This window comes from Reyranella sp. (assembly GCF_965229815.1).
GTDB lineage: Bacteria > Pseudomonadota > Alphaproteobacteria > Reyranellales > Reyranellaceae > Reyranella.
On record NZ_CBDDJN010000006.1, the window covers coordinates 1,082,734 to 1,106,376 of the forward strand.

Below are 23,643 nucleotides of genomic sequence, written 5' to 3' on the forward strand. Positions count from 1 at the left end.
CGAGGCGCCGCCTGCGCCGATCGTGTAGAATGCGCCGCGAGGAGAACGTCCTGATGCGTCTCAAGAGCAAGATCGCCGCCCTCCTGGCCGGCCTGGCGGCGCTCCCTGCCGCCGCGGTGGCTGCCGTGATCGGCGGCACCTACTACGCGCCGCAGTACGACTACCGCGAATTCTTCTCGATAGCGGACGGTCGCTACTTCCAGGTGATCCTGGCCGGCAATCCCTTCCCCGGCGTCGATCCCGGCGCCGTCGCACAGGCACTGCTGCCGGCGATGCAGGCCGCCAAGCCGCAGCCGGCGATGACCTTCACCTACGCCGATCCGCCGGAGAAGCCCCGCCCCTACTATCGCCTGTACCTGATCTTCGATCCGGCGCTCGACTACGGGTCCAACCAGGTGTGCGCCGGTGCTCCGCCGCGTTTCCGCCAGGGCAAGCCCGGTGTCTTCTATGCCTTCGCCGTCTACTGCCGCAACGACCAGGTCCTGTCGGAGACGACGGCGTGGACGTCCGCCAGCGGCCCGAACGATCCGCGGATCGGCGAGCTGTTCCGCGAGCTGTTCCAGGTGATCTGGAGCGACTCGCCGGCGCTCCGTCCACAGCTCGGCGGCAGCGACCGGCTGTAGGCCCCCGTGGGCGCCCGGCTTGGGCGCCCGGCTGGGGCGCCCGGCTTGGCCGCCCTTTCCGCTCCCCTTCGGCCCACCAACTGAGGACCCGATATGCAGTCGCTCAAGGACCGCCACATCGTCGTCACCGGCGGCACCGGCGCACTCGGCAGCGCGGTGGTCAATGCCTTCACGCAGGCCGGCGCCACCTGCCACGTGCCCGCGATCGAGACCACGCCGCCGACCGGCCGCTTCACCGACTCCTCAAAGGTGAGCGTCGTTCCCGCCATCGACCTGTCCGACGAGGCCTCGGTCGAGGGCTTCTACGGCAAGCTGCCGCCGCTCCACGCCGTCGTGAACATCGCCGGCGGCTTCGCCTGGGCGCCGATCGCCGACAGCCCGCTCAAGGTGCTGCAGCAGCAGATATCGATGAACCTCGTGTCCTGCGCGCTGAGCTGCCGCGCGGCCGTGGCCAATTTCCGCAAGGGCGGGACCGGCGGCCATATCGTCAACATCGCCGCCCGCCCCGCCCTCAATCCCCGGCAGGGAGCGAACATGACGGCCTACACCGCCTCCAAGGCGGCGGTGGCCGCCTTCACCGTCGCGCTGGCCGAGGAGCTCAAGAACGACCGCATCTCGGCCATCGCGCTGGCACCCTCGACCATCGACACGCCGGTCAACCGCAAGGACATGCCGGACGCCAAGTACGACACCTGGGTGAAGCCGGCGGCGATCGCCGAGCTGATCGTGGCGCATTGCAGCCTGTCCGACACGATCAACTCCGGCGTCCTCATGCCGGTCTACGGCCGGGCCTAGCCCCGGAGCGCTCCACAGGCCATCTCTGCTAACCAGACGGCAATGGCCGCCTGGTACGCCTTCGCCGATCTCTTCCTGTCCCGCCTCGATGCCGAGGCGGCCCACGGTCTCGCGCTCGGCGCCCTGAAGTCCGGGCTCCTGCCGGCCGACCGCCGGCCGGATCCCCCATCGCTCGCCGTCCAGGTCTGGGGCCGCACGCTGCCCAACCCGGTCGGCCTCGCCGCCGGCTTCGACAAGAATGCCGAGGTGCCCGACGCCATGCTCGCCGTCGGCTTCGGCTCGGTGGAGATCGGCAGCGTCACGCCGCGACCGCAGGAGGGAAACCCCAGGCCGCGCCTGTTCCGGCTGCCCGAGGATCGCGGCGTCATCAACCGCATGGGCTTTCCGGGCCAGGGGCTGGAGGCCGTGCGTGCCCGCCTGGCCGCGCGCGCGCGCCGCGGCTTCGTCGGCGTCAATGTCGGGGCCAACAAGGACACGACCGACCGTGCCGCCGACTATGTGGCGGGCTGCGCGGCGCTCGCGTCCTATGCCGACTATCTCGTCTGCAACGTCTCCTCGCCCAACACGCCCGGCCTGCGCAACCTGCAGGGCCGCGCGCAGCTCGGCGATCTCCTCAAGCGCGTGCAGGACGCCATCGCCCGCCATCCCGTGCCGCTCGTGGTGAAGATCGCCCCCGATGCGACCGACGACGACCTCGACGACATCGTCGCCGTCTGCCGCGAGCTCGCCATGGACGGCATCATCGTCGGCAACACCACGCTCTCGCGCCCCGACACGCTGCGGTCGGCGCGGCGCGGCGAGGCCGGCGGCCTGTCCGGGGCCCCGCTCGCGGCGCTGTCGACCGAGGTGCTGCGCCGCACGGCGATGCGCGTCGAGCGCCAGTTCCCGCTGGTCGGCTGCGGCGGCATCGGCTCGGGCGCCGATGCCTATGCCAAGATCCGGGCCGGCGCGACGCTGGTGCAGCTCTACTCGATGATGGTCTACGAGGGACCTCCTCTCGTCCGCCGCATCAAGGAAGAACTCGCCGCCCTGCTGGCCCGCGACGGCTTTGGCTCGGTCCGCGAGGCCGTCGGCGCCGATCTTTAGATTTTTCGCGCCCAGAAGGCGTCGATGCCCAGCGCATCGCGCCAGTCCGCCGTGGCCTCTGCCTTCGCGGGCTCGAGCGGGATGCCGGTGCCGTCGGCCACCCGCGTGATGGCGTCGAAGCCCGCGACCACCGCCGCCGCATCGACCATCGCCGCCTCACCGATCGTTTCCGTCACGGCCTGCCGCGCCTCGCCGAGCGTCTCGCTGGCCCCGATCGCGGCATCGGCAAAGGCAAGGAGCTGGGTCTCGCCGGCAACGCCGCTGCCGCCCTCACCCTCGACGATGCCGCCGAGCCTGTAGTCCTTCCCGCTGTGCCGGCCGCTCCCCCGGAGCAGCTGCAGATGGCTGGTGGTTCAATAGACGCACTGGTTGAGAACGGCGACGCGCGCCGCCAGCATCTCGATCTGCGCATGGTCGACGGCCCGGTACTCGCGCCCGAAATCGCGCATGGCGTCCTGCGGCAGGTACATCGTCTCGAAAAGGTCCCAGAACTGCATCATCGCCTCGGGCACGAGGCTGAGCGAACGATGGACGTTGCCGCCGCCGCGGCCGGCTGCCGCGTAGAGCGGCGGATCGTCGGGCCCGACATCCTCCGGCGCCAGCATCGGCATCCAGCCCAGGCCCGGCCGGGCGCCGGCGGGACGGCGGCGGGACGGCTCGCCGGGCTGCGCGTCGGGCAGGAGGCGGAGGGCTGCGCCGCGGGCGCGGTCGAACGTGTCCACGGCCGTCACGATGGCCACCACGGACAGGAGCTCGACATAGGCCTCTTCCGGCAGGCCCTGCGCGATCGTTCGCCGGTACCAGGCCTCGGACAACCGGCCGGGATCGCTGACGATGCGATGGACCGCCTCGATGGCGGCCGCCGGCAGGGTCGTCGCGGCGGCATGGTCTCCCGGCACGGCCTGCGGCGAGAGGGCTTCCTTGCGCCGGCGGCAGAGGCCGCAGCCGCGGGCCGCCCGCGTTTCCTGCGCGATCGATCGCCGGTCGGCACCGCTCCACCACACGCCGGGCCGGCCCAGCCCGGACCAGCCAGCCGCAAGCGCCTCGGTCAGCTCTCGTCGCATGGTGAAAATCTAGGCCGCAGACGTGAGCCCGTCGAGGCCATACACTGCGCGCCAGGGGAGAGAAACCGCGTGCCGCTCTGGATACCGATCACCGTCTTCGCCGCGCTGTGCCAGAACATCCGGACGACGATGCAGCAGAAGATCCGGGGCGTGCTGAGCGTCGACGGAGCCAACTTCGTCCGCTACCTCTACGGCGCGCCGCTGGCCCTGGCGGCGCTGGCCTTCCTGGTCTTCGGCACGGGGCGGCAGGTGCCCACCCTGTCGCTCGCCTTCATCGGCCTGGTCACGATCGCCGGCGTGGCGCAGATCGTCGCCACCTCGCTGATGATCCACTCCTTCGCGCTGCGCAACTATGCGGTCGGCACCGTCTATTCGAAGACCGAGACGGTGTTCGTGGCCCTGTTCGCGACCTTCATCGCCCACGAGCCGCTCCACCTGCTGGCCTGGATGGGCATCCTCGTCTGCCTCGGCGGCGTGGCGATCCTGAGCGTGCGCGGCTCCTTCGCCAACGTCCGGACCGTCCTCGCCGACCTGATGCACAAGGGCGCGCTCTACGGGATCCTGGCGGGCGCGACCTTCGCGATCGCGGCCGGCACCATTCGCGAGGCCTCCAAGCTCCTGCCCGACGGCGACTTCATGGTCCGCGGCATCACCGTGCTCGCCTGCATGAACACGATCCAGGTCGTGCTGATGGCGGCCTATCTCAGCCGCCGCGACCGGCCGCAGCTCGGCAAGGTCTGGGTCAACTGGCGCTCGTCGATCTGGGTCGGCATCTTCAGCGTGCTGGGATCCGCCGGCTGGGCGCTCGCCATGACGCTCGAGAACGCCGCCCTCGTCCGCGCCGTCGGCCAGATCGAGCTGGTGTTCACCTTCATCGCCTCGCACGTCGTGCTGAAGGAGCGGCCGTCCGCCGGCGAATGGCTGGGCAGCCTCCTGGTGATCGCGGGCGTCGTCCTCATCCTCATCGGCCGGTGACAGAATGACCGAAGCAGCAGCCCCCCGCCCCCTCGAGGGAATCCGCGTCCTCGACTTCTCGACCACCATCGCCGGCCCGCATTGCGCGCGCCTGCTGGCCGACATGGGGGCCGACGTCATCAAGATCGAATCGCCGGACGGCGACCTGATGCGCAGCCGGCCGGTGCAGCGCCAGGGCGCCGGGACCATGTTCGGCCAGCTCAACGCCGGCAAGCGCTCGATCGTGCTCGACCTCAAGAAGCCCGAGGCGATCGCCGCCGTGAAGGCGCTGGTGAAGTCGGTCGACATCCTGGTCGAGAACTACCGGCCCGGCGTGATGAAGCGCCTGGGGCTCGACTATGAGGAACTGGCGAAGATCAACCCGCGCCTGGTCTATGGCGCGATCTCGGGCTACGGCCAGACCGGCCCCGGCGCCAGCCGTCCGGCCTATGCGCCGGTGATCCATGCCTCGACCGGTTACGACATGGCGCATCTCGGCTACCAGCAGGGCCGCCAGCGGCCCGACAATTGCGGCATCTTCGTCGCCGACTATGCCAGCGGCGCCTATGCGATGGGCGCGATCCTGGCGGCGCTCCACCAGCGCCACGTCACCGGCCGCGGCCAGATGGTCGACGTGTCGATGTTCGAATCGCTGGTCGGCATGCTGCTGGGCGAGGTCAATCGCGCCCAGTTCGACTTCCAGATGCCGTCGCGGCCGATGTACGGACCGGTCGAGGCCAAGGACGGCTACGTCATGCTGGCGACCGCCAGCGAGAAGACCTTCCAGGACATGGCGACGGCCGCCGGGCGACGCGACTGGCTGACCGACCCTCGCTTCGAGAAGTATGCCGACCGGCGCATGAACTGGGACCAGTTCGTCGACGAGTTCGAGGCGTGGTCGCGCACGCTCACGGTCAAGGAATGCGTGGCGGCGCTCGAGAAGCACGGCGTGCCCTGCTCTCCCTACCTCACCGTGACCGAGGCCCTGCAAGACCCGCAGGTCGCGCATCGCGGATCGCTCTGCACCATCGAGGACAAGGCCGGCGCCTTCCAGTCCCCCGCCCCGCCCTTCCGCTTCTCCGGCTCCGCGCTGCAGAGCGGGCCGAAGGTCGCCGACCTCGGCGAGCATACCAGGAGCGTGCTGGCGGAGGCCGGGCTCAGCGACGCGGAGATCTCGTCGTTGACCGACTGAAGGTCTCTCCACCGAGTGTGGGAATTGCCACATCTTGGTCCAGGCAAGGCGCGCAACGTAGGCTAGGCTCACTCAAGAGTGCGTCGAACTCCGGGGGGAGGTAAAATGCCGACGCGTGGCATCGACGACGATGGCAACCTCGATGAAGGCACCCTGAGGCGCTTCGTGTTCCAGACCTATGGACGAGCGCGACGCACACAGGACAGTCCGATCATGCCCGACGTCTGGCTCCGCTATATCAGGGTCGCCGAGGCAATCGCCAACTTCAACATCGCGCATGCCGACGATCCGGCCAGCCAGGAACCTCTGCCGGACGACACGGTCGACCTCCTTCTCACGATGTCCTCGGGCGAACGGCCAGGCCGCATCGTCAAGAAACTCCAAGACGATCTCGGATCGACCAAAGGCGTCCCCATCAAGGACTACCAGTTCGTTCAGCGACGGCCGGCCCGCATCGCGCTCAGCGATAGGCGCATCGTCGCCCTCGCCAACTTCAACACTCTCGTTTGCTACATCGTACCATTGTCCGGTTGGTGGACGGAGCTGATCAAGGATGACAGCCAGTTCAACAAGACCTTCGATGACCTGACCGAGCACGCCGAGAAACCACGCGGAAGGTATGCGGAGCTTGGGCGCTACGTCGCGCTTGTGGGTTTCATCGACTACCTCATGCGGGCGAGTTCGAAGGAGACCATCCGGGAGCTCGGCGCACTGGCCGATCGATTGGGCGCCGTAAACGGTGGACCAGCCCAGCAGCCCATCCCCATCCTGCGTCAAATCTACCAGCACGCCCGGCGTCTGTTGTGGCATGCGGTGCCAACGCCAACCGAGAGGGAGGAGATCGCGAAGGGAATTTCGCTGATCAGCCTGAACCGTCCGGCGCAGCAGACATTGTTCGAATCGCGCGCCACCGTCAAAGCGGACGCGGCCCATCGGGTCTTCGAGATCAACACGAGTGGCATTGCGTTCGCCGTCATCGACGGCGGCATCGACGCCACCCATCCAGCGTTCCTCGACCGCTCAAAGAAGGAAGTTACCGAGCTTGGCCCCACCCCGTCGCCGGCAAACTGCCTCAAGTACTCTCGGGTTACGGAGACTTACGATTTCACGCGGCTGCGTGAAATCATCGACTATGCGATCAGCGAGGTCGAACCCAAGGAGGAAGAGGACCCGAACGAAGCCAAGGCGCATCTGCTTCCGGTGCCCGAGGGCAAGGAAGGCTATTCGATCGCCGCGCTGAGCCGCCGCTATCCGCGCGCATTCCGGCATCTGGCGGTCCGCAACAAGTTCGCCCGCGACCTCGACTGGGAGATCGTCCGCCCTCTGATTCGGGTGTCGCACGCCGACGACCGCCACTACCTGCCGCCCGAGACCGACCATGGTACGCATGTCGCGGGCATCCTGGCTGCGAGCTGGCCCAAGCAGAAGGACAAGGGCGTCGAGCAGGACCTGTTCGGCATGTGTCCCCACCTGACGCTGTACGATCTGCGAGTTTTCGATGCCGACGGTCATGGCGACGAGTTCGCCATCCTGTGCGCGCTCGAGTTCGTCGGTTGGCTCAATCGTGACCGCGCCGTCCCCGTCGTCCACGGCGTCAATCTCTCCCTGGCGCTCGCACACGACGTCGACAGCTTCGCCTGTGGCCAGACGCCGATCTGCGAGGCCTGCAATCATCTCGTGGGCAATGGCACCGTTGTGGTCGCCGCGGCGGGCAATACCGGCTTCGAGAACGGCGCCTCGGTCGAGAAGCAGAGCATGGGCACCGGCTATCGTCAGATCAGCGTCACCGATCCCGGGAATGCCGACTATGTCATCACCGTCGGTTCGACCCACCAGCGCGATCCCCATGTCTACGGCGTGAGCTACTTCTCCGCACGCGGCCCGACCGGCGATGGCCGGCGCAAGCCCGATATCCTCGCGCCTGGCGAGAAGATCACCTCGACTATTCCGGGCCCGGATCTCCAACGCATGGATGGCACGTCGATGGCGGCGCCGCACGTCGCTGGCGCCGCAGCGATGCTCATGGCCCGTTATCCAGAGCTGATCGGCCGGCCCACCCGCATCAAGGACATCCTGATGTCGACCGCGACCGACCTGAAGCGCGAGGCGCACTTCCAGGGTGCCGGGCTGGTCGACGTCTTGCGCGCCCTTCAATCCGTGTAGGCGAAAGGGGAACAACATGGTCGTCCTGGAAGCCCTGAACGCACTCGCCGGTGACTGCCTGCTGCTGCGTTATCCCGGACCGGACGGCAAGGAACGGCTTTGGATCGTCGACGGCGGGCCGCGCCGAGATGCGGGCAAGGGCATCAACGTCTGGAGCGACGTGCTGCTGCCGCGGTTGAAGGAGATCAATCCCAACCCGCGCCTACCGGTGGCCCTCGGCATGGTGAGCCACATCGACGACGACCACATAAACGGTATCCAGAAGCTGACGGACAAGCTGCGCGGCGCGACGGCGGTCAACCCGGCTGACGTTGAGTTTGCCCGCTTCTGGTTCAATTCGTTCGATAAGCTGGTCGGTCCGCCGCCTGCGGGCGCGGCCGTCGACGCGAGCCCCGCGTCGCTGCAGTCGCTCGTCGCCCCGAAGAACCTGCCCGGCGTCGACGACGAGCACGCCACTATGGTCATGCAGAGCGTCGCTCAGGGAAACGCACTGGCATCCGACCTGCGCGCCCTTCATTTGGAGGGCAACAAGCCCGTCAATGGCTTCGTCTCGGCGAAACCGGGACAGAAGAAGTACAAGATCGAAGGCGCCGATGTCACCGTGCTGGGGCCCGTGCAGAGGCGCCTCGACAAGCTGCGCGAGGAATGGGCGAAAGCCCTGAAGAAGACGACCAAGGAGGCGCGGCAGGCCGCCCTCCAGGAGCTGTTCGTGCCCAAGTCGAAGGAAGACAAGTCGGTTCCCAACCTGTCATCCATCGTCGTGCTGGTCGAGACGGACGGGCGCAGGTTGCTGCTCACCGGCGACGCCCATGGCGACGATATCGTCGAGGCGTGGAAGGAACTCGGCCTCGGCAACCAACCGGCCAAGCTCGATCTCGTGAAGATGCCGCATCACGGCAGCATCCGGAACTGCACCAAGCCGTTCGTCGAGTTCTTCGTGGCCGACCACTACGTGTTCTCGGCGGACGGCAAGCACGACAATCCCGATGCGCCGACCGTTGAGGCTGTCGTGAAGTTCCACGGCGCACGACCCATGACCGTGCATTTCACCAACGACGACGTGGCTTGGTCGAAAGCCTACGAACTGGAGAAAGGCGGCGAGAAGGTCCGCAACTTGAAGGAACTGATAGCCGAACTGCACGCGGCCTATCCGGGACCATGGCACGACAATTTTCGGAAGGCCGCCGACAAGTCGGTCGTCGTGACGTTGCCGTGATGGCAAGGAACATCGTCCTGTGTTGCGACGGAACGGCCAACGAGTTCGCGCGCGACCGCACCAACGTCGTGAAGCTCTTCCATGCCCTGGTGCACGATCCTGACGAGCAGGCGACCTTCTACCATCCGGGAGTCGGCACCATGGAAGCCGTTGGTGCCGTGACCACCACCGGACGCAAGGTCACCAAGCTGCTCGGCCTGGCGATCGGCTACGGGCTGGAGACCGACATCCGCGACGCCTATGTCTTCCTGATGAACCATTTCCGGGAGGGCGACCGGGTCTTCCTGTTCGGTTTCAGCCGCGGCGCCTACACGGTGCGGTGCGTCTCTTCCCTGCTCCACATGTATGGCCTGATCCGGGCCGGCAACGAGCCGCTCGTGCCGTACGCGATCCGCATGATGATGGCGATCACCAGCCTGCGCGAGCGCAAGCGCGCGAAGGGCGAGATCGACGCCTACTTCGACCTCGCCCGCGAGTTCAAGGATCATTTCGGCGGCCCGCGGTGCCGGCCGCACTTCGTCGGGGTCTGGGACACGGTGAGCTCGGTCGGCTGGATCGAGAACCCGCTGCGTCTCCCCTACACGGCCGACAATCCCGATATCGCCATCGGCCGGCACGCCGTCGCCCTCGACGAGCGCCGCGCCTTCTTCCGGACCAACCTGTGGCGGCCATCGCCCGACGGCGGCCCCAGCGACCTGAAGCAGGTCTGGTTTCCCGGCGTCCATTGCGATGTGGGCGGCGGCTATCCCGAGGCCGAGAGCGGCCTGTCCAAAGGCGCCCTGAAATGGATGCTCGACGAGGCCAGGGCCGCCGACCTGAGGGTCGATGCGGGACGCGAGGCACTGGTGCTCGGACAGGCCGGCGGCGGCTACGTCGCGCCCGATGCCAAGGCCAGGATGCACGATTCGCTGACCCCGCCATGGTGGCCCGTCGAGTTCCTTCCCAAGCGCCACTACAACAACAAGCTGAAGAAGGAGGAGCGCCGCATGAACCTCTTTCGCTACCGCACGATTCCACCCGGTGCCACGATCCATCCATCGGCCTACGAGCGCAGCGCGGAATACACCGAAGGCCTGAAGCGCCGGATGCAGGACGCGGGTGACGGCGCCGGGAGATGATGCCAAGACTTGCGCATGATCGATCCCCGCACCCCCATCCTGGTCGGCTGTGGCCAGATCACCGACACGACGAGCGAGCCCTCGAGCGCACGATCCAACGTCGCCTTCTGCGCCGAGGCGGCGCGGCTCGCCCTGGCGGATAGCGGGGCCGCGATCGGCGCCGACGCGCTCGGCCGCACGATCGATGCCATCGCCGTCCTGGAATTCTTTCCCGACGTCAGCCCGCGCTTCGCCTCGCCGTTCGGCCGCTCCACCAACCCGCCGCGCAGCGTCGCCAACCGGCTGAATGCCGCGCCGCGCCAGCAGATCTACACGCACCAGGGCGGCAACACGCCCCAGTACATGGTGAACCGCTTCGCCGAGGAGATCGCGCGCGGCGAGACCGGGCTGGCGCTGATCTGCGGCGCCGAGCTGCTGCGCTCGACCCAGAACGCGCGCAAGGCCGGGCTCGCGATCGACCACAACGAGGACCCGGGCGGCGAGCCGGTGCGCGTCGGCGACAAGCGCTTCGGCTTCTCCGACGAGGAGGCCCGGCACGACCTCAAGGCGGCCATCCACTTCTACCCGCTGCTCGAGAACGCGATCCGCGGCGGGCGGGGACGCGACGTTTCGAGCCACATGGCGGCGATGGGCCGGCTGTTCGCCCGCCTCGCGGCCGTGGCCAAGGCCAATCCCCTGGCGACGCGGCGCGAGGGCTACAGCGCCGAACGGCTGGCCACGATCTCCGACGACAACCGGTGGATCTGCTTTCCCTATCCCCGGCTGATGAACGCCAACGCGATGATCGACCAGGCCGCCGCGGTCCTCATGACATCGGTCGAGAAGGCGCGGGAATGGGGCATCCCGCAGGACCGCTGGGTCTTCCTCCATGGCTGCGCCGACGGGGTCGACACCTGGATCGTCTCCGAGCGCGAGCGCCTCGACGCCTCGCCGGCCATCCGCGGCTGCGCCCGCGCGGCCCTCGACATGGCCGGCAAGACGGCGGCCGACGTGGCGGCCTTCGATCTCTACAGCTGCTTCCCCTCGGCGGTGGAGGTGGCGATGCAGGAGATCGGCATCGCCGAGGACGATCCGCGGCCGATCAGCGTCACCGGCGGCCTCCCCTTCTTCGGTGGCCCGGGCAACAACTACGTGACCCATTCCATTGCCGAGATGATGAACGTGGTGCGCCGCGCGCCGGGCTCGTTCGGCATGGTGACGGCCAACGGCAACTACCTGACCAAGCATTCCGCCGGCCTCTACTCGACCCAGCCCACCCGGGGCCCGTGGCGGCGGCAGGATCCGAAGACGCTGCAGGCCGAGCTTGACGCCGGGCCGAAGCGGCACGTCGATACACGCCCCGCCGGAACGGGCACGATCGAGACCTACTGCGTGACCTACGGCCGGGAAGCGCCCGAGAAGGCCTACATCATCGGACGCCTCGACGGATCGGGCGACCGCTTCGTCGCCATGGGCGACGACGATCCCGCCCTGATGGCCGACATGCTGACGAACGAGCAGCTCGGACGTAGGGTGATGGTCCGGGAGGCCGGCGGTCGAAACGTCTTCCGGCCAGTCTAGTGCCGAGAAAAACTGTCATCTGATACGGCTTCTCAGTCATCCCGAGCGCAGCGAGGGACCTGTACTTCGGCCCAAAGGCCCCTCCCTTCGGCTTCGCTCAGGGCAAGCGCTTCGCTCGGGGTGACAGTGGTGCTTCAACTTCTCAGCGAAACCAAAAATTTGAAACCGAGGAAACCATGCCCAACGCTCTGAATGCCGCGCAGACGGCCGAGTTCAACGACAAGGGCTTCACCTATGCGCGCGGCCTGTTCGCGCCGGACGAGATCGAGCTGCTGACCCGCGCCATGGAGGAGGATCCGGCGGTTCGCGGCAGCATCCTCGACCGGCGCGACGGCGAAGGCCGCTCGACGCGCATCGCGCTGTGGAACCGCGCCGGCGACAGCGTCTACGGGCTGGCGGCGCGCTGCCGGCGGATGATCGACACGTCGGCGGCGCTGCTGGGCGGACCGGTCTACCACTACCAGTCCAAGCTCACCGCCAAGGAGCCGGAGGTCGGCGGCGCCTGGGAATGGCACCAGGACTACGGCTACTGGTACTACAATGGCTGCCTGCGTCCCGACCTCCTGTCGGTGATGATCGCGTTGGACAGGACCACGAAGGAAAACGGCTGCCTGCAGATCGCGGCCGGCTCTCACCGGCTCGGCCGCATCGACCACACGCCGCTGTCGCCGACCCAGAACGAGGTCGATCCCCAGCGCATGCCGCACATCCTCGACAAGTGCCCGATCGAGCATTGCGAGCTCGATCCCGGCGACGCGCTGATCTTCCACTGCAACGCCATCCACCGCTCCGACGCCAACCGCTCGGACAAGCGGCGCTGGACGCTGCTGATCTGCTACAACCGCGTCGACAACGACACCTTCACCCGGACGGACGACCGCTATTTCGTGCCGCTCGAGCCGGTCGACGACGACGCGCTGCGCCGTGCCGGGCTCCGCTTCGCCCGCGGCGACGACCAGGAGCACTTCGCCAGCCGGCCCTACGTGCCGGACCTCAGGAAGGCGTCTTAGTCGCCGCGGGCGCGCGACTCCGATCGCGCGTCATCGTCGAACCTTAGGGAAGCGCGCCACGGAAGTGGCGCGCCCCCAGCTAATCCGCCAGCCGCTCCAGCGCCATGGTGAGGCGCGCGCGGGTCGCCTCGGCCTGCTGGCGCCGCTCGCGCTGCTCCTCGACGACCTCCTCGGGAGCGCGCGCCACGAAGGTCGCGTTGCCGAGCTTGGCGTCGATCTTGCCCACCTCGTCGCCCAGCTTCTTGATTTCCTTCTGCAGGCGCGCGCTCTCGGCCTTGAGGTCGATGACGTCGCCCACCGGGAGGGCGTAGGTCGCCTCGCCCAGCACGATCTGCAGCGATGCCTTGGGCGCCGAGGCCGCCGGTGCGACGCCCTCGATGCGCGCCAGGCGCTCGATGGCGGCGCGATGCGTGTCGATGCGCTGGCGCGTCGTCTCGTTGCCGCCGACCACCAGGAGCCTGAGCTTGGCACCGGCCGGCACGTTCAGCTCGGCGCGGGCCGAGCGGATGTCGGAGATGAGCTTGATCAGCCAGCCGATCTCGCCGTCGGCCGCCGCGTCGCTCGCCGGCGCGACCGGCCAGGACTGGCCGATCAGGGCGCCGTGGGCGGCGCGATGGCCGAGCTTGTCCCACAGCTCCTCGGTGATGAAGGGCATCACCGGATGCAGGAGCTTGGCGGTTTCGGCGATCACGAAGGCCGTAACGGCCCGCGTCTCGTCCTTGGCCGGCCCGTCGTCGCCCTGCAGGATCGGCTTGGAGAGCTCGACGTACCAGTCGCAGACGATGCCCCAGATGAACTCGTAGAGGAGGCTGGCGGCCTCGTTCAGCCGGAAGCCGGCCAGGGCCGCGTCGACGGCGGCATTGGCGCGAGCTAGCTCGCCCAGCACCCACTTGTTGACCGTGAGCGTCGCCGTCGCCGGATCGAATCCCGACGGCAGCGCGGCGCCGTTCATCTCGGCGAAGCGCGTCGCGTTCCAGAACTTGGTGGCGAAGTTGCGCGATCCCTCGACCCGCGCCGGCGCGAGCCGCAGCCGGCCGGCATTGTTGGCCGCCAGCGACGCCATGGTGAAGCGCAGCGCGTCGGCGCCGTACTTGTCGATCAGCTCGAGCGGGTCCATGGCGTTGCCCTTGGACTTGGACATCTTCTGTCCCTTCTCGTCCGTCACCAGCCCGTGCAGGTAGACCGTCCGGAAGGGCACCTCCTCCATGAACTGCATGCCCATCATCATCATGCGGGCCACCCAGAAGAACAGGATGTCCCAGCCCGTCACCAGCACGTTGGTCGGGTAGTACTTCGCGAGCTCGGCCGTGCGGTCGGGCCAGCCCAGGGTCGAGAAGGGCCACAGCGCCGAGCTGAACCAGGTGTCGAGCACGTCGGGATCGCGCTCCAGCGCCACGTCCCGGCCGTAGTGCGCCGCAGCCTCGGCCCGGGCCTCGGCCTCCGACATCGCCACGAAGACCTTCCTGTCGGGTCCGTACCAGGCCGGGATCTGGTGGCCCCACCAGAGCTGGCGCGAGATGCACCAGGGCTCGATGTTCTCCATCCAGCGGAAGAATTCCTCGCGGCCGCGTTCGGGTACGAAGGCCACGCGCCCGTCGCGCGCCGCCGCGATCGGCTTCTCGGCGAGCTTCTTCGCGTCGGCATACCACTGCTCGGTCAGGAACGGCTCGACCGGCACGCCGCCGCGGTCGCCGTAGGGCACCGCGTGGGTGTGCGGCTCGATCTTCTCGAGCAGCCCCGCCGCCTCCATCTCCGCGACGATGCGCTTGCGCGCCTCGAAGCGATCGAGGCCGCGATAGGCCTCGGGCGCCTTGTCGTTCAGGCGCGCGAACTTGTCGAAGATGCTGATCGCCTCGAGCTTGTGGCGCCGGCCGACCTCGAAATCGTTGAAGTCGTGCGCCGGCGTGATCTTCACGGCGCCGGAGCCCTTCTCGGGATCGGAATACTCGTCGGCCACGATCGGGATCCGACGGCCGACCAGCGGCAGGATGGCGTGCCTGCCGATCAGGTGCTTCCACTTGGGGTCGTCGGGATGGACCGCGACGCCGGTGTCGCCCAGCATGGTCTCCGGCCGGGTCGTGGCGACCACGATGTGCTCGTCGCTGCCCTCGATCGGATACTTGAAGTACCAGAGATGTCCCTTCACCTCGCGCGATTCGACCTCGAGGTCGGAGATCGCGGTCAGCATCTTGGGATCCCAGTTGACCAGCCGGTTGTCCTTGTAGATCAGGCCGGCCTTGTAGAGGTCGACGAACACCTTGAGGACGGCGGCCGACAGGCCCTCGTCCATCGTGAAGCGTTCGCGGCTCCAGTCGCACGAGGCGCCGAGACGCCGGAGCTGGCTGGTGATGGTGCCGCCGGAATAGGCCTTCCATTCCCAGACCTTGGCGAGGAACGCCTCGCGGTCCAGCAGCGTCTTGTTGCCGTCGCCGCGATCGGCGCCTTCGACGGCGAGCCCGATCCCCTCCTGCTCGAGGTTGCGCACCACGACCATCTGGGTGGCGATGCCGGCATGGTCCGTTCCCGGCTGCCAAAGCACGTCGTCGCCCTTCATCCGCCGCCAGCGGATCAGCACGTCCTGCAGCGTGTTGTCGAGTGCATGGCCCATGTGCAGGCTGCCCGTGACGTTGGGCGGCGGGATGACGATGCAGTACGGCGGCTTGGACGACTCGGGATGGGCGCGGAATGCCCCTTCCTTTTCCCATTCCGGGTAGAGGCGGGCTTCGATTTCCTTGGGATCGTAGGTCTTGTCGAGCATTTGGGAGCCTTATAACGAAAAAACGCCACGGGTGCGCCGTGGCGTCGATCTTCCGGGGCGCTGGGGGCTAGCGGCGGGTCAGCCGCGCGATCTCGCGTTCGACATGCCGCTCGACGATCTGCGGCAAGTTGCGGTCGAGCCATTCCTTCAGCATCGGCCGGAGCATCTCCTTCACCAGATCCTCGACGGTCTTTCCGCTGCCGCCGATCGCCGGACCGGGCTCCGAAGCGTCTGGGGTCGGCATGGTCTCCTCCACGGCGAGGCTGAGCTTGGCGAAAGCCGACGCCGTGCTGGCCGCTGCGATCCCGTCGAGCAGCGACGGACCGCCGGCCATGCGCCCGGACGTGGCGGGCGCCGGTTCATCGACCGGCGGCTGGGCCATCTCGGCCGCCTCCGCGGGATCGATCCGGCGCAGCGGAATTGGCGGTGGCGGCGGGGCCTCGACCCGCGGTTCCTCGATGATGTCGGTCAAGAGAAGCACGTCGTCCCTGGGCTTGCCGCTCAGCGACGGCTCGACCGGCGGAGTGGCGATCGGGCGCCCGCTCTGGCTGCCTGTCGGCGAGCCCCCCGGGACGCTGGCGTCCGACAGACCGGCAGACGGACGGCCGCCGGACTGAACCCGCGCCTCGTCGTCGGAGATGATCTTGCGGATCGACGCCAGGATATCGTCCATCGACGGATCGCTGCTCTTCGAATCGGCCATGGCTTCCGCGCTTACTTGGTGCCGAAGCTGCCACTGGTGGTGGTGGTGGGAGCCGGCTGCGGGATCGGTCCCTGTTCGCCTGCGGTGCCCCAGCCGATCCAGCGGGACCCGACCTCGTTGTAGTACCGCTCCTCGTCGTAGTACTCGACCGGCAGCGCCAGGGTCCGGGCCGTCAGGCGGCCGATACCCGCCAGCACGCCGTAGTAGGACACCTGCACGTCATGCCGGGCCTGGACCAGGTTGACCTGGGCGTTGAGCAGTTCCTGCTCGGCGTTCAGGACGTCGAGGGTGGTGCGCGATCCGACCAGTGCTTCCTGACGGACGCCGTTCAGGGCGACCTCGTTGGCGCGGACCTGCGATTCGAACGAGGTCACGCGGGACCGCGAGGAATCGAGCTGTCGCCAGGCGCGGATGACGTTCTCGGCCGCGGTGCGACGCGCACTGTCGAGTTCGTTGCGGCGCTGGCCGACCAGTTCCTTGGCCTGGCGGACGCGCGACCATTCGCTGCCGTTCTGGTAGATCGGCACTGTCGCCTGCAGGCGGACGCCGTAGGTGTAGTACTTGTCGCTCGGCACCTGCAGGTCGAACTGCTGCTGCACCACGCCCACGAGGTTGACCTGGGGCAGCAGGTCGCCGATGGCGCTGTTCACGCTGTAGTTGGCGGCCGAGATCCGGTACTGGGCCGAAACGGCGCGCGGACCCATGTCCATGGCGAGCGAGATCGCCTCCTCCTCGCTCACCGGAAGGCCGCCGATCAGCGGCATCTCGCCGAGACGGCCCGGCTTCTGGCCGATCGTGCGCTCGTAGGCCGCCTCGGCGATGCGGACCTGCGTCTCGGCCTGAACGAGATCGGCGCGGGCGCCCTCGAGGCGGGCTTCGGCCTGCGACACGTCGGTGATGGTCAGCTCGCCGACGCGGAAGCGTTCGCGCGTCGCGTCCAGCTGCTGGATCAGGACGCGCACGTTGTTGCGGCGGGCGTCGGCGATCGAGATGTTCTGGATCAGGTCGGCGTACGACGTGACCGCCGCCAGCAGCACGTTCTGCTCGGTGTCGGCCAGCGACGCGCGCTGGGCCTGGATGTTGGCCTGGGCCGTCTTGGTGTCGGCGATGGTCTTGCCGCCGCGGAACAGCGGCTGCGTCACGCTCAGCGTCGTGAAGCGGCCGTTCAGGAAGTAGAAGGTCGGGGTCGTCCGCTGCGAGTAGGAGTCCTGCTCGACCTTGTTGTACTCGAGCGACAGCGTCACCCGCGGCCGCCAGTTGGAGACGGCCTGGGCGAGCGATTCGTCGGTCTGGCGCAGCAGGGCCCGCGACGCCAGCAGGTCGGGGTTGCTGTTGTACGTCGTCGACAAGGCCTCGATCAGGCTCTGCGCCTCGGCCGGCCGCGACGCCGCCGCCCCGACGACCAGGGCGCACAGCGAGGCCAGGCGCGCTAGCCTGAATGGGGGCCGGAGACGCATCGAATTACCCTCAGTTTGCGATCCGCAGCCTAGCACTTGTGGCGGCGCCATTGATAGTCCCGCAACTGACCGGCCTGGTCTCAGAAAGTGAAACGCTGCGGCGGCGCGAAGCCCGGCAGCAGCGGCGTGCCCGCGTCGAACATTGGTCGTCCCGACACGGCGCCATTCTCCTTCATGAAGAGCTGCGCCGTGCCGAGCGCACCCGGCGCGCCGGCGACGACCGTCGCCAGGCGCCCGCCCTCGGCGAGCTGATCCTCGATCGCCTGGGGCACCTGCCGGACTGCCCCTTCGATCAGGATGATGTCGTAGGGTCCCGACGCCGGCGCGCCCTGCTCGGGCGGTCCCGAAACCTGCGCGATGCCGGCGGTTCCGAGCTCCCTGGCGAGTCGCTCCGCCGTCGCGGCAAGGGTCGCGTCGCTCTCGACGGCCACCACGGACTTCACCAGCCGCGCCAGAACCGCCGCGCCGTAGCCCGTTCCGGAGGCGACGACCAGCGCCCTGTCCTCGGGGCCCGGCTGCAGGGACTGGATCAGCCTTGCCAGCACCATGGGCTCCATCAGGACGCGACCGTTGCCCAGCGGCACGTCGTCGTCGGCATAGGCGACCGACCGCAGCCCGTCGGGCAGGAAGCGTTCGCGCGGCAGGTCGGCCACCGCCGCCAGCAGTGTGGCATTCGTGACCCGGTTGGGTCTCAGCTGGCCGTCGATCATGTTGCGACGAGCGAGCGCGAAATCCGTCATCCCCGACCTCTATATCTGGGGGAGTTATATAGGCGGTGACACGCAATAGCGTCAAAGGGCGCACCGTCGCGGCCGCTTGACCCTCGTTGCGCGTCATGCGTATAGACCCGCGCTCCCCGTGCGGCCTGGTGGCAGAGTGGTGATGCAGCGGACTGCAAATCCGCGTATGCCGGTTCGATTCCGGCCCAGGCCTCCAACGCGCGGGACGCGTGGGCCTTGCATGCCGGGAAGGCCTCTGCCAAAACATCGCGCCCTCGCCCCGGCCCGCCGCGCCGGCGAGGGGTCTTGATCCGGAGTAGCTCAGCGGTAGAGCACGCGGCTGTTAACCGCTAGGTCGGGGGTTCGAATCCCTCCTCCGGAGCCAAATCTGGGCCGCCTCTCGCCGAGGCGGCCCTTTTTGCTGGTGGAGTTTCGATGACGACGCGTGCCCTGCCCAACGAAACCGTCCAGCTCGTCGACCATGTCGTGGCGTACCAGGGCCATTTCCGCATCAGCCGCTATCAGTTCCGCCATGGCCTCTACGAGGGCGGCCAGAGCCACGTCATCCGGCGGGAAGTCTTCGAGCGCGGCCAGGCCGCTGCCGTGCTGCCCTACGATCCGCGCCGCGACGAGGTCGTGCTGATCCGACAGTTCCGCGCCGGTTCCTATGTCGCCGGCCGCCATCCCTGGACCTGGGAGATCGTGGCCGGGATCATCGAGGACGGCGAATCGCCCGAGGAGCTGGTGCGCCGCGAGGCGGTCGAGGAGGCCTCGCTCGAGCTGCGCGAGGTAATTCCCATCCACGACGTCATCCTGAGCCCCGGCGCCTGCTCCGAGGGCTGCACCATCTTTCTCGGCCATGTCGACACGGCGAATGCCGGGGGCGTCTTCGGCCTCGAATCCGAAGGCGAGGACATCCTGGTCAAGGTCGTCTCCTTCGCCGAGGTCCGCACGATGCTCGAGCACGGCGAGATCGACAACGCCATTGCCGTGATCGGCCTGCAGTGGCTCGCACTGCATCGCGACGAGGTACGCGCACGCTGGCGCTGAACGGCGTCAGCGAGGTTGCGTCGGCGGCTGCTCCCTGTCTACCGTCCGGCCAGGGAAGCGCAGGGCCAACGAAGCGAGCACGACATGGACGTCCGATCGGGTTTCATCGATAGCATCGGCAATACGCCGCTGATCAAGCTGCGCGCCGCGTCCGAAGCCACGGGCTGCAACATCTACGGCAAGGCGGAATTCCTCAACCCCGGCGGCTCGGTCAAGGACCGGGCGGCGCTCGCCATCATCGAGGATGCCGAGAAGCAGGGCCGCCTGCGGCCCGGCGGGGTGATCGTCGAAGGCACCGCCGGCAACACGGGCATCGGCATCGCCCTGGTGGCCAACGCGCGCGGTTACCGCTCGGTGATCGTGATGCCCGAGACCCAGAGCCAGGAGAAGAAGGACATGCTGCGCCTGTGCGGCGCGGACCTCAGGCTGGTTCCGGCGGTCCCCTACGCCAACCCGGCCAACTATGTGCGCTATTCGGGCACGCTCGCGGAGGAGATCGCGGCCAAGGAGCCCAACGGCGCGATCTGGGCCAACCAGTTCGACAACACCGCGAACCGCGACGGCCATTACCGGACCACGGGCCCCGAGATCTGGGATCAGACCGAGGGCAAGGTCGACGGGTTCACCTGCTCCGTCGGCAGCGGCGGCACGCTGGGCGGCGTCGCCCGCGCCCTGAAGGAGCGCAATCCCGACGTCAAGATCGCGCTCAGCGATCCGATGGGCTCGGCGCTCTTCAACTGGCACGCGAAGGGAGAGCTGAAGGCCGAGGGAACCTCGATCACCGAAGGCATCGGCCAGGGCCGCGTCACCGCCAACCTCGAAGGCACGCCGATCGACATGGCCTTCCAGATCGCCGACGAGGAGGCGCTGCCCGTCCTGTTCGACCTCGTCCAGCACGAGGGACTGGTGCTGGGCGGGTCGACGGCGATCAACGTCGTCGGCGCCATGCGGCTGGCCCGCGCGCTGGGGCCGGGCAAGACGGTGGTCACCATCCTCTGTGACGGCGGCCAGCGCTACCAGTCGAAGCTGTTCAATCCCGCCTTCCTGCGCGAGAAGCACCTGCCCCTGCCGCCCTGGATGGCGTGAGCCCCGCGCATGAGTAGAGTCGTCGTCTGCGGCAGCCTCAACATGGACATCGTCGTGCAGAGCGAGCGGCGGCCCTCGAGCGGCGAGACCCTGCTCGGGGCCGAGGTGACCTTCCTGCCCGGCGGCAAGGGCCTCAACCAGGCCGTCGCGGCGGCGCGGCTCGGCGTGCCCACTGCCATGATCGGCGCGGTCGGCAACGATGCGTTCGGCAACCGGCTGCGCGGCTTCCTGGCCGACAACGACGTCGACAGTTCCGGCGTCCGCGAGGTCGAGGGCCCTGCCACCGGCGTCGCCGTGATCCAGGTCGCCGAGGGGGACAACGCCATCACCGTGGCCTCGGGCGCCAACATGCATTTCACGCGCGACATGGTTCGCCATGCGCCGCGGCCCGACGAGGTCTGGGTCGCGCAGTTCGAGGTGCCGATCCCGGAGAGCGAGGCCATCCTCGAGCAGGCACGGGCCGCCGGCGCGCGCACCGTGCTCAATCTCGCGCCCTACGCGACCCATTCCGACAGCCTTCTGCAGCAGGTCGACGTCGCGGTGCTGAACGAGGTCGAGCTGTCGCAGGCCTCCGGGATGAAGATCCGTTCCCGCAGCTCGCAGCGGACGATCGCCGCGGCCTGCGAGACCCTGCGCGCCAGGGGCGCCCGTGCCGTCGTGGCGACGCTCGGGGCCCGCGGCGCGGTGGTCGTCACCTCCAACGGCACGACGGCGATCCCGGCCGCGCCGGCCCAGGTGATCGACACGACCGGCGCCGGCGACTGCTTCGTGGGGGCGCTCGCCGCGCGCATGGCGAAAGGCGCCACGCCCCTGGAAGCGGCGCGCTATGCCGTCGTCGCCGCGACCTGCTCGGTCGAACGGCTGGGTGCGTCGCCGGCGATGCCGACCGCCGAGGACGTTGCGGGCCGGCTGCCGAAGGCCTAAATCCAGCCGATGGTCGAGGAACTCTTCCGGCAGGACGCCTATCTCAAGGACGCCGACGCCGTCGTGACGGCCGTCGAGGATCGCGGCGTGCGGCTGGACCGCACCATCTTCTATCCCACCGGGGGTGGGCAGCCGGGCGACAGCGGCACGATGCGCTGGGACGGCGGCGAAGCGCGGATCGTCGATTCGCTCAAGGCCGACGGCGGCGACGTGCTGCATGTGCTGGCGCCCGATGCGCCGCGGCCGGACGTCGGCACGCCGGTGCGGGTCGAGCTCGACTGGGAGCGCCGCTATCGCCACATGCGCATGCACACGGCGCTGCACGTCATGTCGGCCGTGATCAAGGGCAACGTCACCGGCGGCCAGGTCAATGCCGACAAGAGCCGGCTCGACTTCAACCTGGACGGCGACGTGCCCACCAAGGAATGGGTGACCGAGGAGATCAACCGGCTTCTCGCGGTCGACCGGCCGGTGGTGCCGCATTGGGTGACCGACGAGGAGCTCGAGGCCCGGCCCGAGCTCGTCAAGACGATGAGCGTACGGCCGCCGACGGGCGCCGGCCGCGTCCGGCTCCTGTCCATCGACGGCGTCGACCTGCAGGCCTGCGGCGGCACGCACGTGGCGCGGACCGGCGAGATCGGCCGCGTCGAATGCACCAAGATCGAGAACAAGGGCAAGATGAACCGGCGGTTCATCATCGCCCTGCCCTAGGGGGAACCGCATGGACTACGCCCGACCTGACGCCCTCGTCAGCACCGACTGGCTCGCCGCCCGCCTCGACGCGCCGGACGTGCGCATCGTCGACGGCTCGTTCTACCTGCCGGCGGCCAAGCGCGATCCCAAGGCCGAGTTCGCCAGCCAGCACATTCCCGGCGCGGTGTTCTTCGACATCGACGAGATCGCCGACACGTCGAGCCCGCTGCCCCACATGCTGCCCGCGCCCGAGAAGTTCTCGGCGCGCGTGCGCAAGCTCGGGCTGGGCGACGGCAGCAAGATCGTCGTCTACGACACGACGCCGATGATGGGCGCCACGCGCGTCTGGTGGATGTTCCGCGCCATGGGCCACAAAGACGTGGCGGTGCTGGACGGCGGCCTGCCGAAGTGGATGCGCGAGGGCCACCCGGTGACCGACGACCCGACGCCGCCGCGCGACCGCCATTTCACCGCCCGCCTCGACAATACGCTGGTCCGCTCGCTCGACGACGTGCGCGGGCTGATCGACAGCAAGCGCGAGCAGATCATCGACGCCCGCGCCGCCAATCGCTTCCGCGGCGAGGCGCCGGAGCCGCGGCAGGGGCTGCGCTCCGGCCACATGCCGGGGGCGTTCAACCTGCCCTACAACGACCTGATCGGCGCCGACGGCACGATGCTGCCGGCCGACAAGCTCGCCGAGCGCATCTCCGCCTCGGGCATCGATACGGCCAAGAAGGTGACGGCGAGCTGCGGCTCGGGCGTCAGCGCCTGCGTCGTGGCGCTCGGCCTCTACCTGACCGGCGCGCCGGAAGCGGCGATCTACGACGGGTCCTGGACCGAATGGGGCGGCCGTGCCGACACGCCCATCGTCACTGGTCCCTGAGCTCTTCGCCCACCAGCCGGCGCCGCGCGCGGACGGGCGGCTGCCCGTCACGATCACGCATCTGGAGATGCGGCCGGCCGACTGGACGCGACGCGGAAAGCCGCCGGAGATCGAGGTCGCCCTCGAGCCGATCGAGCGGCCGACGGCTTCCTTCTACCGCGATCTCTACGACCGGGTCGGCCGGCCCTGGCTGTGGTACGAGCGCCGGCTGCTGGGCGACGGCGCGCTCGAAGCCCTGCTCCACGCGCCCGGCCACGAGCTCCACGTCGCCCGCCACGGCGACGAGCTGGTCGGCTACTTCGAGCTGGGCGACGACGAGCTCGTCTTCTTCGGCCTGACCCTCCCCTATATCGGCCGCCGCATCGGGCCATGGCTGCTCGATCGCGCCGTCGAGCGGGCCTTCGAGCGCGGGACCGCCTGCCTCCACCTCAACACCAACACGCTCGACCATCCACGGGCGCTCGACACCTATCGCAAGGCGGGATTCCGTCCGGTGCGCCGCGAGGCCCGCGAGCTCCGCGACCCCCGCATCCTGTGGCCGGAGGTCTATCGCTGGCCGCCTCGTTGAGGCCTGTGCCATAGTGCGGTT

21 protein-coding genes and 2 tRNA genes are annotated in these 23,643 nt (G+C 68.6%); 18 read left to right on the forward strand and 5 right to left on the reverse strand.

Annotated elements, in window-relative coordinates; translation table 11 throughout:
- Positions 1-53: 53 nt before the first annotated feature.
- The 3 genes from ACO073_RS16550 (at position 54) to ACO073_RS16560 (ending at position 2,504) form a co-directional block, all read left to right on the forward strand.
- On the forward strand, positions 54-623 hold the full coding sequence (locus ACO073_RS16550) for a hypothetical protein (RefSeq protein ID WP_421998775.1): 570 nt from the start codon (positions 54-56) through the stop codon (positions 621-623).
- Positions 624-716: 93 nt separating this feature from the next.
- Positions 717-1,418: an SDR family NAD(P)-dependent oxidoreductase gene (locus ACO073_RS16555; RefSeq protein WP_421998777.1), complete on the forward strand. Its 702-nt coding sequence runs from the start codon at positions 717-719 to the stop codon at positions 1,416-1,418.
- Between the two features lie 42 nt (positions 1,419-1,460).
- Complete coding sequence (locus tag ACO073_RS16560; protein ID WP_421998779.1) at positions 1,461-2,504, forward strand: quinone-dependent dihydroorotate dehydrogenase; 1,044 nt, start codon at positions 1,461-1,463, stop codon at positions 2,502-2,504.
- Here the strand turns inward: ACO073_RS16560 and ACO073_RS16565 are convergent.
- The gene (locus ACO073_RS16565) at positions 2,501-3,568 is read right to left on the reverse strand and encodes an alkylhydroperoxidase-related (seleno)protein (RefSeq protein WP_421998781.1); all 1,068 of its coding nucleotides are present in this window, start codon (positions 3,566-3,568) and stop codon (positions 2,501-2,503) included. The genes ACO073_RS16560 and ACO073_RS16565 overlap by 4 nt on opposite strands.
- 69 nt (positions 3,569-3,637) lie before the next feature.
- Between ACO073_RS16565 and ACO073_RS16570 the strand changes: the two genes are divergently transcribed.
- The 7 genes from ACO073_RS16570 (at position 3,638) to ACO073_RS16600 (ending at position 12,781) form a co-directional block, all read left to right on the forward strand.
- Positions 3,638-4,543: a DMT family transporter gene (locus ACO073_RS16570; protein WP_421998783.1), complete on the forward strand. Its 906-nt coding sequence runs from the start codon at positions 3,638-3,640 to the stop codon at positions 4,541-4,543.
- Between the two features lie 4 nt (positions 4,544-4,547).
- Entirely contained in the window at positions 4,548-5,714 is a 1,167-nt protein-coding gene (locus tag ACO073_RS16575; RefSeq protein ID WP_421998785.1) for a CaiB/BaiF CoA transferase family protein, read from the forward strand.
- Between the two features lie 105 nt (positions 5,715-5,819).
- Positions 5,820-7,877, forward strand: coding sequence for a S8 family serine peptidase (locus ACO073_RS16580; RefSeq protein WP_421998786.1), 2,058 nt, complete (start codon positions 5,820-5,822; stop codon positions 7,875-7,877).
- A 16-nt stretch (positions 7,878-7,893) separates the two neighbouring features.
- On the forward strand, positions 7,894-9,093 hold the full coding sequence (locus tag ACO073_RS16585; RefSeq protein ID WP_421998787.1) for a hypothetical protein: 1,200 nt from the start codon (positions 7,894-7,896) through the stop codon (positions 9,091-9,093).
- On the forward strand, positions 9,093-10,211 hold the full coding sequence (locus ACO073_RS16590; protein WP_421998788.1) for a DUF2235 domain-containing protein: 1,119 nt from the start codon (positions 9,093-9,095) through the stop codon (positions 10,209-10,211). Before ACO073_RS16585 ends, ACO073_RS16590 begins: the two co-directional genes overlap by 1 nt.
- Positions 10,212-10,226: 15 nt before the next feature.
- Entirely contained in the window at positions 10,227-11,771 is a 1,545-nt protein-coding gene (locus ACO073_RS16595; RefSeq protein ID WP_421998789.1) for an acetyl-CoA acetyltransferase, read from the forward strand.
- 176 nt (positions 11,772-11,947) lie between these two features.
- Entirely contained in the window at positions 11,948-12,781 is an 834-nt protein-coding gene (locus tag ACO073_RS16600; protein WP_421998790.1) for a phytanoyl-CoA dioxygenase family protein, read from the forward strand.
- Positions 12,782-12,860: 79 nt separating this feature from the next.
- Here the strand turns inward: ACO073_RS16600 and ACO073_RS16605 are convergent, their stop codons facing one another.
- The 4 genes from ACO073_RS16605 to ACO073_RS16620 form a co-directional block, all read right to left on the reverse strand.
- Positions 12,861-15,539 (reverse strand): valine--tRNA ligase, encoded by a 2,679-nt coding sequence (locus tag ACO073_RS16605; RefSeq protein WP_421998791.1) that lies wholly within the window; start codon positions 15,537-15,539, stop codon positions 12,861-12,863.
- A gap of 67 nt (positions 15,540-15,606) precedes the next feature.
- Positions 15,607-16,242: a DUF2497 domain-containing protein gene (locus ACO073_RS16610; RefSeq protein WP_421998792.1), complete on the reverse strand. Its 636-nt coding sequence runs from the start codon at positions 16,240-16,242 to the stop codon at positions 15,607-15,609.
- Between the two features lie 11 nt (positions 16,243-16,253).
- Positions 16,254-17,699 (reverse strand): TolC family outer membrane protein, encoded by a 1,446-nt coding sequence (locus tag ACO073_RS16615; RefSeq protein WP_421998793.1) that lies wholly within the window; start codon positions 17,697-17,699, stop codon positions 16,254-16,256.
- Between the two features lie 80 nt (positions 17,700-17,779).
- Positions 17,780-18,439: a protein-L-isoaspartate O-methyltransferase family protein gene (locus ACO073_RS16620; protein WP_421998794.1), complete on the reverse strand. Its 660-nt coding sequence runs from the start codon at positions 18,437-18,439 to the stop codon at positions 17,780-17,782.
- A gap of 122 nt (positions 18,440-18,561) precedes the next feature.
- On the opposite strand from ACO073_RS16620, the gene ACO073_RS16625 reads away from it, so the two are divergent.
- The 8 genes from ACO073_RS16625 (at position 18,562) to ACO073_RS16660 (ending at position 23,622) form a co-directional block, all read left to right on the forward strand.
- Positions 18,562-18,635 (forward strand) — tRNA-Cys (locus tag ACO073_RS16625).
- Between the two features lie 93 nt (positions 18,636-18,728).
- A tRNA-Asn gene (locus ACO073_RS16630) sits at positions 18,729-18,803 on the forward strand.
- Positions 18,804-18,853: 50 nt separating this feature from the next.
- Entirely contained in the window at positions 18,854-19,468 is a 615-nt protein-coding gene (locus tag ACO073_RS16635) for an NUDIX domain-containing protein (protein WP_421998795.1), read from the forward strand.
- An 84-nt stretch (positions 19,469-19,552) separates the two neighbouring features.
- On the forward strand, positions 19,553-20,554 hold the full coding sequence (locus ACO073_RS16640; RefSeq protein WP_421998796.1) for a cysteine synthase A: 1,002 nt from the start codon (positions 19,553-19,555) through the stop codon (positions 20,552-20,554).
- 9 nt (positions 20,555-20,563) lie between these two features.
- Positions 20,564-21,478: a ribokinase gene (locus ACO073_RS16645; protein ID WP_421998797.1), complete on the forward strand. Its 915-nt coding sequence runs from the start codon at positions 20,564-20,566 to the stop codon at positions 21,476-21,478.
- 9 nt (positions 21,479-21,487) lie between these two features.
- Complete coding sequence (locus ACO073_RS16650; protein ID WP_421998798.1) at positions 21,488-22,189, forward strand: alanyl-tRNA editing protein; 702 nt, start codon at positions 21,488-21,490, stop codon at positions 22,187-22,189.
- 10 nt (positions 22,190-22,199) lie between these two features.
- On the forward strand, positions 22,200-23,054 hold the full coding sequence (sseA, locus tag ACO073_RS16655; RefSeq protein WP_421998799.1) for a 3-mercaptopyruvate sulfurtransferase: 855 nt from the start codon (positions 22,200-22,202) through the stop codon (positions 23,052-23,054).
- Complete coding sequence (locus ACO073_RS16660; protein ID WP_421998800.1) at positions 23,023-23,622, forward strand: GNAT family N-acetyltransferase; 600 nt, start codon at positions 23,023-23,025, stop codon at positions 23,620-23,622. The genes sseA and ACO073_RS16660 overlap by 32 nt, the downstream gene beginning before the upstream one ends.
- Positions 23,623-23,643: the final 21 nt, after the last annotated feature.

Bases quoted from the DNA above. Each gene is read 5' to 3' on its own strand.
- ACO073_RS16550 (WP_421998775.1), top strand. From the start codon at position 54: ATGCGTCTCAAGAGCAAGATCGCCGCCCTCCTGGCCGGCCTGGCGGCG.
- ACO073_RS16555 (WP_421998777.1), top strand. From the start codon at position 717: ATGCAGTCGCTCAAGGACCGCCACATCGTCGTCACCGGCGGCACCGGC.
- ACO073_RS16560 (WP_421998779.1), top strand. From the start codon at position 1,461: ATGGCCGCCTGGTACGCCTTCGCCGATCTCTTCCTGTCCCGCCTCGAT.
- ACO073_RS16575 (WP_421998785.1), top strand. From the start codon at position 4,548: ATGACCGAAGCAGCAGCCCCCCGCCCCCTCGAGGGAATCCGCGTCCTC.
- ACO073_RS16580 (WP_421998786.1), top strand. From the start codon at position 5,820: ATGCCGACGCGTGGCATCGACGACGATGGCAACCTCGATGAAGGCACC.
- ACO073_RS16585 (WP_421998787.1), top strand. From the start codon at position 7,894: ATGGTCGTCCTGGAAGCCCTGAACGCACTCGCCGGTGACTGCCTGCTG.
- ACO073_RS16590 (WP_421998788.1), top strand. From the start codon at position 9,093: ATGGCAAGGAACATCGTCCTGTGTTGCGACGGAACGGCCAACGAGTTC.
- ACO073_RS16595 (WP_421998789.1), top strand. From the start codon at position 10,227: ATGATCGATCCCCGCACCCCCATCCTGGTCGGCTGTGGCCAGATCACC.
- ACO073_RS16600 (WP_421998790.1), top strand. From the start codon at position 11,948: ATGCCCAACGCTCTGAATGCCGCGCAGACGGCCGAGTTCAACGACAAG.
- ACO073_RS16605 (WP_421998791.1), bottom strand. From the start codon at position 15,539: ATGCTCGACAAGACCTACGATCCCAAGGAAATCGAAGCCCGCCTCTAC.
- ACO073_RS16610 (WP_421998792.1), bottom strand. From the start codon at position 16,242: ATGGCCGATTCGAAGAGCAGCGATCCGTCGATGGACGATATCCTGGCG.
- ACO073_RS16615 (WP_421998793.1), bottom strand. From the start codon at position 17,699: ATGCGTCTCCGGCCCCCATTCAGGCTAGCGCGCCTGGCCTCGCTGTGC.
- ACO073_RS16620 (WP_421998794.1), bottom strand. From the start codon at position 18,439: ATGACGGATTTCGCGCTCGCTCGTCGCAACATGATCGACGGCCAGCTG.
- ACO073_RS16635 (WP_421998795.1), top strand. From the start codon at position 18,854: ATGACGACGCGTGCCCTGCCCAACGAAACCGTCCAGCTCGTCGACCAT.
- ACO073_RS16640 (WP_421998796.1), top strand. From the start codon at position 19,553: ATGGACGTCCGATCGGGTTTCATCGATAGCATCGGCAATACGCCGCTG.
- ACO073_RS16645 (WP_421998797.1), top strand. From the start codon at position 20,564: ATGAGTAGAGTCGTCGTCTGCGGCAGCCTCAACATGGACATCGTCGTG.
- ACO073_RS16650 (WP_421998798.1), top strand. From the start codon at position 21,488: ATGGTCGAGGAACTCTTCCGGCAGGACGCCTATCTCAAGGACGCCGAC.
- sseA (WP_421998799.1), top strand. From the start codon at position 22,200: ATGGACTACGCCCGACCTGACGCCCTCGTCAGCACCGACTGGCTCGCC.